We start from the raw sequence: 12,259 nt of genomic DNA on the forward strand, positions 1-12,259 counted from the left end.
AGGCGCTCGCCGCGGCCGAGGCCGCCGTCGAGGCCGCCGCCGGCACCGAGGCGTGGGTGCGCGCCGAGGCGCTGATGATCGCCGGCATGGTCCGGCGCCGCACCGGGGCGGCGCCGGCGCGGCCGGTGCTGGCCGAGGCGGTGGACGTCGCCGAGGCGGCCGGGCACCGCTGGGCTGCGGTGTCCTCGACCTGGGCCCTGATGAAGGCCGCCGTCGACGACGGCGACCTCGACGCCGCGCTCGACGCGGGGGCCCGCATGCGCGAGCCGCTGGGCGCCGACGGCGACGTCACGTCCTGGCTGGTCCTGGTGCACACGACGGCCGGGGTGCTGGCCGGGACCGGGCGCGCCGCCGAGGCCGCGGTGCTGCTGGGGGCGGTCGACGCGCTCGGCGAACGGGTGGGGTTCCACCCGGAGCGGATGGACCCCGTCGACGGGCCGCGGGAGGCGCGGGCCGTGCGCGACGCGCTCGGGCCGGCCGAGCTGGCCCACCACCGCGCCCGGGGCCGCGAGCTGGGCCGCGGGGAGGTCGACGCGCTACTCGGGGAGCTGCTCGGCTGACCGGCCCCCCGAGCGGCGCGGCTCACGACCGGGCGCCCGTCCAGCGGGCCGCCGGCGCGAACAGGTCGCGCGGGTCGAGGGCGGCGCGCAGCGCGTCGAGCCGGGCGACGGTGTCCGGGCCGAAGGCGCGGCGGACGCGGGTGCTCGCGACCGCGTCCGGCGGACCGGCGAAGTTGGGCATCGCGCCACCGGTCGACCACGGCCCCAGCCGGTCCAGGACGGCGTCGACCGCACCGGGCACCGCGTCGGCGATCGGCGGCGCGAGCACACCGAGCGAGTACAGGGTGAAGGCCGCGTCGCGGCCCGCGGCGGCGCTCGGCACGGCCGGGGCCCGGCCGACGGCCCCGCCGAGCAGCCGCAGCTCGGCCATCACGATCGGCAGGCCGGCGGCGGGCGAGGTGACGTCGGCGAACGCCTCGACCGCCGCGGGCGGCAGGTCGGCGAGCAGCGTCCCGCGCTCGTGCACCGGCATGGGGCTGGTCGGGTCGGCGTGGACGGCGCCGAGCGCGGCGTAGGGCAGCACGCCCAGCCCGTCGAGCAGCGGGGTGGCCGCGGCCCGCAGCGGCGCCACCAGCCGCTCCCCCTCGGCCGGGTCGCCGACGTGCGCGACCCGCACGTGCACGACCGGGCGCCCGCGCAGCGGCTCGGGCAGCTCCGGCGCCGGCGGCAGGTTCAGCCGGGCCAGCGAGGTGGTGACCGAGTCGGGCAGGGTCGCGGCCCAGTCGCGCCAGGCGTGCAGCACGGTGCGGGCGACGTCGGCGGAGAACCACAGCCCGCCCCCGTAGAGCTCGCGGACCCCGACCAGGCCCATGGTCAGCCCGGTGACCAGGCCGAACGCCGCGCCACCGCCGCGGATCGCCCAGAACAGCTCCGGCTCGGTGGTGGCGTCGACCCGGCGGGCCGCGCCGTCGGCGGTGACCACGTCCAGGGCCAGCACGTGGTCGACGGCCAGCCCGAAGGTGCGCGCGACCGGACCCAACCCGCCGCCGAGGGTGTAGCCGACCACCCCGACCCCCGGGGACGACCCGGCCAACCCACCGAGCCCGAACGGCGCGGCCGCGTCCAGCACCTGCTGCCAGGTGGCGCCCGCGCCGACGGTGGCGGTGCGGGCGACCGGGTCGATCGAGACGTCGGCGAGGCCGGAGGTGTCGACCAGGACGGTGCCCGGCCCGGTCGGCCCGGCCCCGTGCCCGGTCGCCACGACCGCGACCTTGCGCCCCGTCTCCCGGGCCGACCGGACCGCGTCGACCACGTCGGCCGGCGACGCGGCCCGGACCACGAGGTCGGGGCGGTGGGCGGTGGCGGTGTTGAAGCCAGGGTTGAAGCCGGCGGGTGCCGGCGCGGTGGGGACGCTCATGCGGACCTCCGAGGACCACGGTGACGGGTGCTGATGACCCGCACAGCTGACCGCCCACCGCTGGGAAGCCGCGCAGAACCCGCTGAGAGCCCCCTCCGCCGCCCCTACGCGCCGGGCGGCTCCGGGAACTGCTGGCCCACGCGCTGCTGCGACGGCGCGAACTTCTCCGCCCACGCCGCCGCGACGGCGTCGGCCGACCAGCCGGAGTCCGCGTACTCGACGACGGTCTCGCTCGGGTGCGTCCACAGCGCGAGCCGGTCGCCGCCGATGCCGATCGCCTGCCCGGTGATGGCGGCGGCGGCGTCCGAGGCGAGGAACGCGACCAGCCCGGCGGCGTCCGACGGTGCGCCGAAGCCCAACTCGCGGCGGGCGAACGGGGGCAGCGGCTCGCCGGCCTTGATGGCATCGATGTACTGCTTGAGGAACGGGATGGTCTCGGTCATCCCGGTGGCCGCGACCGGCACGATCGCGTTCGCGGTGATCCGGGCCTTGGCCAGCTCCATCGCCCAGGTGCGGACCATGCCGACGATGCCGGCCTTGGCCGCGGCGTAGTTGGTCTGCCCGAAGTTGCCGACCTGGCCCGTCGGCGAGCCGACGCAGATGATGCGCCCGCCCTCGCCCTGCTCGCGCATCCGCAGCGCGGCGGCGCGGGTGCAGGTGAACGTGCCGCGCAGGTGCGTGGTGATGACCGCGTCGAACGCGTCGTCGGTCATCTTCCACAGCGTGGCGTCGCGCAGGATGCCGGCGTTGTTGACCAGGACATCCAACCGGCCGAACTCGCCGACCGCGCGGTCGACCAGCGCCTGCGCCGCCTCGCTGCCCCCCACCGCGACGACCTCGGCGACGGCGGTGCCGCCCGCGTCCGCGATCGTCCCGACGGCCTCGGCGGCCACCGCGTCGTCGACGTCGTTGACCACGACCTGGGCCCCGCGGCGGGCCAGGTCGGTGGCGTAGGCCAGACCCAGCCCCCGCCCGCTGCCGGTGACGATGGCGACCTTGCCGGACAGGTCCACGGCGGCTCCTCACGCGCTGGGCCGGGACCCCCGATGGTCGACCCGGCACTTCCCGCGGCGACGCTAGGACGCTAACGTAGACATTGTCAATCATTGAGGAGCTCAAACAAATCATGCCCGCGCTGGCCGACGACATCGGCTTCCTGCTCTCCCGCGCCAGCGGCCTGGTCGTGCGCGCCACCAACGACTCGCTGGCCGAGGTCGGCCTGCGGGTCCGGCCCTACTCCGTGCTCGTCCTGGCCTGCGACGAGGAGGGCGGGATCAGCCAGCGCGACCTCGCCGCCACCCTCGGCCTGGACCCCAGCCAGGTCGTCGCGCTCGTCGACGAGCTGGCCCGGCGCGGCCTCGTCGAGCGCACCCCCTCCCCCGCCGACCGCCGCACGAAGCTGGTCGCCGCGACCGCGCGGGGCCGGGAGCTCCGCGACCGCGCCACCGAGCTGGCCGGCAGCGGCGGGCAACAGCGCCTGGGCCGGCTCACCCCCGCCGAGCAGGCCACCCTGCGCGACCTGCTCACCCGGGTGGTCGACGACCCGGCCTGACCGGCGTCCGGAGCCCGGCCGCCGCCGGACCACCCGTCCGCCCCCGGGGCCCTCCCATCGGGCGATCCCGCTGCCCGGCCGGCGCGGGCGATGATCCCCACTGGCGCGGAAAGGACGACCCGATGGGCGCACCAGCGAGCAGGAGGGTCGCGGCGCTCCTCGCGGTCGCCGCCGTCACCGGGCTCGCGGTCGGCGCGCTCTTCCTGCCCGACGTGAGCCGGCTGGACCGGACGCTGACCGGCAACCTCGTCGCGCTGGCGACCTCGGCGATGGCGGCGTCGTGCGGGTTCTGGCGGGCCGCGCGCTCGACCGGCCGCAGGCGCCACGCCTGGACCGCGCTCGGGGCCGCGCTGAGCTGCTGGGTCGGCGGCGAGGCGATCTGGACGTGGCTGCAGGCGAACGGCGAGGACCCCTTCCCCTCCGTGGCCGACCTGGTGTTCCTCGGCTTCGGCCCGTTGACGTGCGTCGGCCTGCTGCTGCTCCCGGTGGGCGGGGGACGCGTGCGCCGGCTGCAGAGCGTGCTCGACGGGCTCGCCGCGAGCGTGGCGCTGCTGCTGGTCAGCTGGGTGACCGCGCTCGGCGCGGCCGTCCGCGCGGCCGAGGGGGTCCGGCCGCTCGCCTCCGTCGTGTCGATCGTGTACCCGGTGTTCGACGTGGCCGTGTCCGTGCTGGCGCTGCTCACCATGGCCCGGGTGCCGAGCGGGGCGGCCCGCCTGCCGCTGGCGCTGCTGACCGCGGGCCTGCTCGCGCTCAGCGTCGCCGACAGCGCGTTCGTGTACCTCACCCTGACCGAGGGCTACGAGCCCGGCACCGCGCTCGACGTCACCTGGAACATCGGCTTCGGCTGCATGGCGGCCGCGGCGCTGCTGGACGACGACCGCGGCGGGCCCGCCCGCAGGCGGCGCACGACGCGCCAGGCCATCGTGCCGTCCGGGGGCCTACTGCCCTACGTGCCGGTCGCGGTGGCGTTGATCGTGTCCAGCGGCAGCGAGGTGGCCGGGCGGGACTCCTCGGTGGCCGAGAATCTCGCCGCGCTCGTGCTGATCGGCCTGCTGCTGGCCCGCCAGTACCTGGCGCTGCGCCAGAACGCCGCGCTGATCGCGCGCGTCGCGGCTCGCGAGGAGCAGCTGGAGCACCAGGCCCACCACGACGCGCTGACCGGCCTGGCCAACCGCACGAAGTTCCGCGAGCGGCTCGAGCACGCCCTGCAGCTGCACGGGCGCGACCGGCGCCCGGTCGGGTTGGTCTTCCTCGACCTCGACGACTTCAAGCTGGTCAACGACACGCTCGGGCACGCCGCGGGCGACGCGCTGCTGGTCGGCGTGGCGCACCGGATCGCCGGGCTGGCCCGCCCTGGCGACACCGTCGCCCGGCTCGGCGGCGACGAGTTCGCGGTGCTGCTGGAGTCCGGGGACGACGCCGAGCGCTGCGCCGAGCGCATCACCGAGGCGCTGCACGCGCCGTTCCCCATCGCCGGCCGACAGCTGACCGCCCGGATCAGCGCCGGGGCGGTGCAGCTCAGGGAGGGCGACGACCCGGTCGACGCCGACGAGCTGCTCGCCCGCGCCGATTACGGGATGTACACCCGCAAGTACGCCCGCAAGCGGTCGACCCGGACCGCTCCCCTGCACCACGTGCGCATCGACCAGCACTGACGCCGGGTTCCGATCGGCCTGTCAGTCGGTCGAGGCGGTGGGCGCGAGCACGGCGTCCCCGGCCGCGGTGCCGACCAGTTGCGAGCGCCGCCACGGGCCCTCGAAGAACAGGATCGCGACGCCGAACGCGGCCAGGCACACCAGCGAGACGATCAGCCAGCCGTACCAGCCCACCGACGCCACCACCAGCGGCGCCACCAGCAGCACCACCACCGCCATGATCTTGGTGACGAACGCGAACAGGCCCCACGCGGTGCCCTGCAGGCGCGGGTCGATGTCCTCGGCGTTCTCCGAGAAGTTCGCCATCCACGGGGCGTAGGCCAGCGCCAGGCTGCCGCCCAGCAGCATCCCGGTGATCATCAGCCCGAGCGTCGACGTGCTCTCGGGGTGGCCGGTCAACCAGATCAGCACGCCGAGGGAGACCAGGCCGAGCCCGGTGCCGACGGCCGCGAAGGGCTTGCGCAGCTGCGTGCGGTCGGACAGCCGGCCGGCCACGATCAGCACGACGATGTCGAGGATCCAGAAGACCGTCATGATCTGCGAGGCCTCGGCCGGGGTGACGCCGAAGGTGGCGACGAGCATGGTCTGGCCGAACACCAGCAGCGTGATGTAGATGACCAGCCAGGACGAGATACCCAGCACGTGCGCCCAGATGCAGCGGCTGCGCAGCAGGTCGGACATGCGCGGCTCGCGCGACTCGGTGGCCTTGCCCACGGCGGTCAGCTCGGTCTGCCGGATGGTGGCCTTGAGGGCCGGGGAGAGCTCGGCGATGTTGGCCGCGATCACCAGCGAGACCACGATCGAGACCACGCCCATGATCACGAACTGGGAGTGCCAGTTGCCGAACAGGTTGAGCGTGGCCCCGGCGATGGCCGCGGACAGGAAGTTCGCCCCGACCGGGCCCCAGGTCCAGAAGCCGAACGCGGTGGCGCGGCCCATGCGCGGGGAGAAGTCGCGCACGAGCGGGGCGGTGCAGGCGATCGCGATGCCGTCGACGAACGACAGCACGCACCGCACCACCAGCAGCTCGGTCGGCGTCGTCACCAGCGTCATCGCGAAGCACAGCAGCGCGGTGATGAGCATGGCCGGCACGAGCAGCTTGACCCGGCCGACCTTGTCGGTCATCCGGCCGGCGATGATTCCGGAGATCGCGCCGGCGACGGCGGCGGCCGCGGAGATCGCGCCGTAGGTCGGCAGCGACATCTCCAGGTCCTCGAGCAGCAGCGGGACCACCGGGGCGATCGCCGCCTCGTAGGAGGTGATCAGGCTGGCCAGCACCGCCATGGTGAGCAGGAACGCGCGCCTGCGCCCGGTCGGGTAGCTGTCGAGGTACCGGACGTAGGACACCTTCATGGCCACCCCTGTCATCGTCGACGTGCCGAGGACCACTCAGCTGGGACCCGATCCTAGAACCGGTTTCCAGATTTTGGCCGCCCACGCGGGGAAGTCAAGGGCCGATCGGCGCCGACCGCGGCCGGCCCCGACGAGCGGGCCTCACCCGGCGGCCAACTCCTTCAGCAGGGCCCTCGTGCGCCTGCGGGAAGCCGCGCGGTCGGCGCCGACCGGGAACGGCGCCGCCCAGACGTCGGTCGCACCGGCCTCGAACAGCTCGCGGATGCGCGCGCCGACGGTGACCTCGTCGCCGACCAGAACGGCATCGGCCGGGCCGGAGATCCCGCCGTGGGCCAGGATGCGCCGGTAGTTCGGCAGGGTGCCGTAGACGGAGTAGACCGAGGCGGCCTCGGCGCGGGCCTCGGCGACGTCGTCGTGCACCGCGACGGGCAGCCCGGCCACGATCCGCGGCTCCGGGCGCCCGGCCGCCGCGGCCGCCTCGCGGATGCGCGGGGCGACGTGCTTCTCGATCGAGGTGGCGTTGCCCATCCAGAGGATCGTGCCGGCCGCCTGCCGGCCGGCGACGCGCAGCAGGCGCGGGCCGAGCGCGGCGAGCAGCAGCGGCACCGGCCCGTCCTCGGGCACCGCGGGCGCCTCGGCCCGCACCCGGTACTCCGGCCCGTCGACCGACACCGCCTCGCCGCGCAGCAGCGGCGCCAGCACGCCGACGTACTCCTCGGTGTGGCGGCCGGGGGTCGCGAACGACAGCCCGTAGCGGTCCTCGATGACCGGCCGGTGCGACGGGCCGATCCCGAGCGTGAACCGCCCGCCGCCGATGGCCGCCGCCGTCCCGCTCGCCCGCGCGGCCTGCAGGACCGGGTGGCAGGTGTAGCTCGGCAGCACCGCGGTGCCCAGCTCGATCGTCGAGGTGGCCCGCCCGGCCAGCGCCATCGCGACCAGCGGGTCGCCCAGCACGGCGCTGGGGTACCAGAGCGCGGCGAAGCCGTCGGCCTCGGCCCGCTCGGCCTGGCGCACCACCTGCTCGACGCTCGTCCCGAAACCGGTCAGTCCGATGCGCATCCGGGCACCGTCCCTTCTCTCGTGGGGCCTTGCCGTCGAGAACGAGGTTGTGGTGATTTTGGACCGGTCCAACGAACCGTAACGTCGTTCTCGACGGGGGTCAGCGGCCGACGTAGTGCGGCTCGCGCTTCTCCAGGAACGACCGGACGCCCTCGCGGTGGTCCTCGGTGGCGAACAGCTCGCCCAGGGTGGTGCTCACCCACACGCCCAGGTCGGTCCAGTCGGGGTCCAGCGCACGGCGCAGGCCGCGCTTGAGCGCCGCGACGGCCAGCGGCGGGTTGGCCGCGATCCGCCCGGCCAGCTCCAGCGCCGCCGGCAGCAGCTGCTCGTCGTCGACGACCCGGCCGACCAGCCCGATCCGCTCGGCCCGCTCGGCGTCGATCACCTCGCCGGTGAACAGCAGCTCGGCGGCCCGCTCGCGGCCCACCAGCTGGGCGAGCCGGGCGATGCCGGCGACGTCGCTGCACAGCCCGCGCTTGACGAACAGCTCGCCGAACTTCGCCCGCCGCGCCGCGACCCGCAGGTCGGCCATGAGCGCCAGCTCCATGCCCCAGCCGACGGCCGGGCCGTTCACCGCCGCGATCACCGGCACGTCGGACTCCAGCAGCGCGCCGGCCGCGGGGGTCAGCCGGGGCGCCGGCCGCGGCGCGGAGCTCTTCTCGCCGCCGCCCATCAGCTCGCGGACGTCGTCGCCCGAGCAGAACGAGCGCCCGGCACCGGTGACCACCAGCACGCGGGCGGTCGTGGTCCGCACGACCTCGGTCAGCTCGTCGTAGGTCCGGCGGCGCAGGGCGTTGTGCACGTCCGGCCGGTCCAGCGTCAGCACGCCGACGTGGCCGTCCACCTCGTAGCGGATGTCCTCGTACTCGCTCATGCCCCTCCTCCTCCGGCCGCGGGCGCGACCCGCTCGCGCAGCACCCGCTTCAGGATCTTGCCCACCGTGTTGCGGGGCAGCTCGTCGACGACGACCACCTCGCGCGGGCACTTGTAGCCGGCCAGCCGCTCCCGGCAGAACGCGCGCACCTCGTCGGCGTCGATCGACCCGCCGGCCACCGGCTCCAGCACGGCGACCACCCGCTCGCCCCACACCTCGTCCGGGGCGCCGACGACGGCCGCCGCCGCCACCGCCGGGTGCTCGTGCAGGACGTCCTCGACCTCGCGGGAGTACACGTTCTCGCCGCCGGTCAGGATCATGTCCTTCTTGCGGTCGACGATGTAGAAGTAGCCCTCGGCGTCGCGCCTGGCCAGGTCGCCGGTGTGGAACCAGCCCCCGCGCAGCGCCTCGGCGGTGGCCTCGGGACGGCCCCAGTAGCCCGAGCACACCTGGTCGCCCCGCACGACCAGCTCGCCGACCACGTCGGCCGCGGTGTCCACACCGTGCTCGTCGACCACCCGGACGGCCGACAGCGACATCGGCTTGCCGACCGAGGCCAGCAGCTCGGTGCGCCCCTGGGCCGCGGCGACGTGGTCCTCGGCGCTGTGCACCAGCACGTTGCCCGACAGCTCCGTCATGCCGAACCCGGTCTGGAACTGCGCGTTGGGGAACCGGCGCATCGCCTCGCGCAGCACGGTGACCGGCATCGGCGCCGAGCCGTAGCCGATGCGCCGGACCGAGGAGGTGTCGTAGGAGTCGAACGCGGGGTGGCGCAGCAGCATCGCCAGCATGGTCGGGGCCGCGGTCGTCGAGGTCACCCGGTGCTCCTGCACGAGCGCCAGCAGGCCCTCGGGGTCGTAGCGGCGCATCAGGACCAGGGTGTCGGCGTGCAGGTGGGCCACGAGCACGCCGTAGCCGGCGATGTGGCACAGCGGCCACGGGCACAGCGACACCGCGGGCCACACCTCCTCGTCGTAGCCCCAGCTCACCGCCGCGTTGAGCACCCCGGCGACGACGTTGCGGTGGGTGAGCACCGCGCCCTTGGCCCGCCCGGTGGTGCCCGAGGTGTAGATCAGCCAGGCCGGGGTGTCGTCGTCGGGCGGGTCGGGTTCGGTGTCCGGGCCGCCGTCCAGGAGCGCGCTGAACGGCGTGGTGCCCGGAGCGTCGCCGTCGACGCAGACGATCGTGCGCACCGAGCCCACCGACTCCGCGACCGCCCGCGCCGTCTCCAGGAACTTCAGCTCGGTGATCAGCACCGTCGGTTCGGCGTCGGAGAGCACGTCGACGACCTCGCGCGAGGCCAGCCGGTAGTTGACGAACACCAGCGCCATCCCGGCCAGCGGCACGCCGTAGTACGCCAGCACGTACTCGGGGTTGTTCTCGGTCAGCACCGCCACGCGGTCGCCGGGCCCGGCCAGGCCGCGCAGGCCGTGCGCGAGCCGGCAGACGTCGGCGTGCAGCTCCCGGTAGGTCCACGAGCGTCCCTCGAAGCGCAGCGCCGCCACGTCGGGCGCCCTGCGCGCGGCGAACGCCACCACGTCGCTGATCCTCATCGATCTTCTCCGGTGGTCGACTCGAACGGGTGGGGCCGGCCCCTAACCCGGCTGCTGCAGGTAGCGGGGGTTGGCCACGGCGAGCCGGTCGGTCACCGCGGCGCGCACCGCGGCCAGCACCGCCGGGTCGTCGGCGGCCAGCGCGCCGGAGCGGATCGCCGCCGCCAGCCCGGCCTGGTCGGCGCGGGCCAGGGCGGCGAGCCGGCGCCGTTGCCGACCCGCCTGTTCGGGGCCGAGCCGCAGCTCGCGCTCGACGCCGTCGAGCGCGTTGGCCGCGACCCGGGACAGGAAGTTGAGCCTGCCGTCGGTGGCCGCCATGACCTCGGTGCGCAGGAACTCGGCCACCGCGGCGACCAGCTCCGGCGACGTGGGCCGGCCGTGCAGGTCCGACCACGGCAGGGCTTCGCCGGTCGGTTCACCGGTCGGCTCGGCGGGCAGGCCGAGCGCGAGCAGCACGTCGTGCTCCTGCTCGCACACCCGCCGCCCGATCGCGGCCAGCTCGACCGAGCGGCTCTGCCCGGACAGGTGCCGCTCGGCCATCGCGCGACAACCCACGGCCCAGCGCGCGGTGCCGTAGACCTGCCACCACAGCACGTCCGCCTCGGCAGGGCGCCAGCCCGCCACCGCGGCGTAGCCGTCCAGCAACTGCTCGACGGTGCCGAAGCCGCCGGCCGGCAGCGGCGAGCCGAACCGCCAGCACTTCACGCACAGCCAGCCCAGGTCCTCGCGGGGGTCGCCGCGGTGCACGATCTCCCAGTCCAGCACCGCGCGCAGGCCGTCCTCGGCGATGATCAGGTTGCCGGTGCGGAAGTCGCCGTGGACCACGGTCTCGGCCACCGGCTCGGGCCGGTGCTCGGCCAGCCAGTGCAGCGCGATCTCGATGGTCGGCAGCGGCTCGCCGAGCGCGTCGTAGGAGGCCCGCAGGTGCTCCAGCGGCTCGATCCGGGGCAGGCCGGGCACCTGCTCCAGCGGCAGCGCGTGGATGCGGGCCAGGGTGGCGCCCAGCTCGGCGGCCAGCCCGGCGCGGGCGCCCGCGTAGCGGTCCTCGCGCAGCAGCCGCCGGGCGATCGTCTCGCCGTCGACGTGCTCGGTGATCAGGTACGGCGCGCCGACCACGGCGGGGTCGGTCCCCGAGTCGACCAGCCGCGGCACCGCGACGCCCGCGGCACCGGTCGCCCCGATCGCGGCCGCCTCCAGCGCCATCCCCTCCGGGCGGCCGAACCCGGGCGGGTCGCGGCGCAGCACGAGCCGGCGCGGCGCGCCGTCCGCGGGTTCGGCGGTGAACGACCACGTCTCGCGGCTGGCCCCACCGGTGAGCCGGCGCAGGTCGACGACGCGCACGTCGGCGCCGAGTACCTCGGCCAGCCGGGCGGCCAGCAGCTCCGCGAGCACCGCCGGGTCGGCCGCGTCGGCCGGGTCGGCGCGCGGAGCGCCGTCGATCTGGTGCGCCGTCATCGCCGCCCCCTCAGTGCATGCCGTTCCTCGTGCCGTCCGGGACGGGCCCACCGACCATGTCCAGGGCCAGCCGCTGGTAGCGCTGCACGACCTCGTGGCGGCTCAGCCGCCCGGACGGCGAGAACCACGCCGCCACCCCGGTGCACATGACCACGATCGCCCGCGAGGCCTCCGCCGCCAGCGGCGTCGTGAACACGCCCCGCTCGACGCCCTCGCCCACCACCGCGTCGAACATCCGCTGCTGCTCGGCCCGCTTGGCCAGGTGCCGGGCGCGCACCGGCTCCTGCAGCGCCCGCACCTCGCTGGTGCCCAGCAGCGTGCCGCGCTGGTCCTCCAGGTGGAACAGCACCTGCACCGCGACCAGCGCCCGCAGCCGGTCGGCCGGGTCGTCGCCGGCCCCGTCCAGCGCCGAGCGGGTGCGACTGAGCAGGGCCTTGATGCCCCGCTCCATGATCGTGGCCAGCACCTCCTGCTTGGAGGTGAAGTGGTGGTAGAGCGCGCCGGGGCTCATCCCGGCCCGCACGGCGATGTCGCGCACGGACGTGCCGTGGTAGCCGTGCTCGGCCATGACCGCGATCGCCGCCTGCAGGATCGCCGTCTCGCCGGCCGGGGCCGGTGCCGGATCTGCCGCGCTCGCCACCCGGCCACCTCCCGTCCGCACCCCCGGACCGGGTCCGGCGGGCACGCCACGCTACTCGGGCGCGCCCGGCCCGGAGGTCACCGGTCGTCGCCGGCCCCGGTCGGCCCCCTTCCGGGAGGTACCGCTGCTCCGTCGGAAGCGGGAAATCCACGGACCCTCCTAAACGATCGTTCAGCTAGCATGGCACCGCCCCCGGGCCAC

11 protein-coding genes are annotated in these 12,259 nt (G+C 75.5%); 3 read left to right on the forward strand and 8 right to left on the reverse strand.

What is annotated here, in order from left to right:
- The coding region (locus KIK08_RS17620) for a hypothetical protein (protein WP_214404264.1) at nt 1–560 on the forward strand (560 nt) is incomplete at its 5' end.
- A gap of 22 nt (nt 561–582) precedes the next feature.
- Here the strand turns inward: KIK08_RS17620 and KIK08_RS17625 are convergent.
- A complete protein-coding gene (locus KIK08_RS17625) occupies nt 583–1,917 on the reverse strand; it encodes an FAD-binding oxidoreductase (RefSeq protein WP_214404265.1) in 1,335 nt (444 codons plus the stop codon).
- 104 nt (nt 1,918–2,021) lie between these two features.
- On the reverse strand, nt 2,022–2,930 hold the full coding sequence (locus tag KIK08_RS17630) for an SDR family oxidoreductase (RefSeq protein WP_214404266.1): 909 nt from the start codon (nt 2,928–2,930) through the stop codon (nt 2,022–2,024).
- A 113-nt stretch (nt 2,931–3,043) separates the two neighbouring features.
- Here KIK08_RS17630 and KIK08_RS17635 point away from each other — a divergent pair, with 113 nt between their 5' ends.
- A complete protein-coding gene (locus KIK08_RS17635; protein WP_214404267.1) occupies nt 3,044–3,469 on the forward strand; it encodes a MarR family winged helix-turn-helix transcriptional regulator in 426 nt (141 codons plus the stop codon).
- Nucleotides 3,470–3,591: 122 nt separating this feature from the next.
- A complete protein-coding gene (locus tag KIK08_RS17640) occupies nt 3,592–5,124 on the forward strand; it encodes a GGDEF domain-containing protein (RefSeq protein WP_214404268.1) in 1,533 nt (510 codons plus the stop codon).
- Between the two features lie 21 nt (nt 5,125–5,145).
- On the opposite strand, the gene KIK08_RS17645 is transcribed toward KIK08_RS17640, so the two are convergent.
- The 6 genes from KIK08_RS17645 to KIK08_RS17670 form a co-directional block, all read right to left on the reverse strand.
- Nucleotides 5,146–6,477 carry an MFS transporter gene (locus KIK08_RS17645; protein WP_250557237.1) on the reverse strand — a complete coding sequence of 444 codons (1,332 nt, stop codon included), beginning with the start codon at nt 6,475–6,477 and terminating at the stop codon, nt 5,146–5,148.
- 141 nt (nt 6,478–6,618) lie between these two features.
- Entirely contained in the window at nt 6,619–7,536 is a 918-nt protein-coding gene (locus KIK08_RS17650) for a TIGR03564 family F420-dependent LLM class oxidoreductase (RefSeq protein ID WP_214404270.1), read from the reverse strand.
- A 100-nt stretch (nt 7,537–7,636) separates the two neighbouring features.
- Entirely contained in the window at nt 7,637–8,410 is a 774-nt protein-coding gene (locus KIK08_RS17655) for an enoyl-CoA hydratase/isomerase family protein (protein WP_214404271.1), read from the reverse strand.
- Nucleotides 8,407–9,963 carry a class I adenylate-forming enzyme family protein gene (locus tag KIK08_RS17660; protein ID WP_214404272.1) on the reverse strand — a complete coding sequence of 519 codons (1,557 nt, stop codon included), beginning with the start codon at nt 9,961–9,963 and terminating at the stop codon, nt 8,407–8,409. The genes KIK08_RS17655 and KIK08_RS17660 overlap by 4 nt, the downstream gene beginning before the upstream one ends.
- Before the next feature lie 42 nt (nt 9,964–10,005).
- Nucleotides 10,006–11,418 carry a phosphotransferase family protein gene (locus KIK08_RS17665; RefSeq protein ID WP_214404273.1) on the reverse strand — a complete coding sequence of 471 codons (1,413 nt, stop codon included), beginning with the start codon at nt 11,416–11,418 and terminating at the stop codon, nt 10,006–10,008.
- Between the two features lie 10 nt (nt 11,419–11,428).
- Nucleotides 11,429–12,058, reverse strand: a complete 630-nt coding sequence (locus KIK08_RS17670) for a TetR/AcrR family transcriptional regulator (protein ID WP_214404274.1) — start codon at nt 12,056–12,058, stop codon at nt 11,429–11,431.
- Between the last annotated feature and the right edge of the window lie 201 nt (nt 12,059–12,259).

This window comes from Pseudonocardia lacus, from assembly GCF_018531445.1.
In the GTDB taxonomy this organism is placed as follows: domain Bacteria; phylum Actinomycetota; class Actinomycetes; order Mycobacteriales; family Pseudonocardiaceae; genus Pseudonocardia; species Pseudonocardia lacus.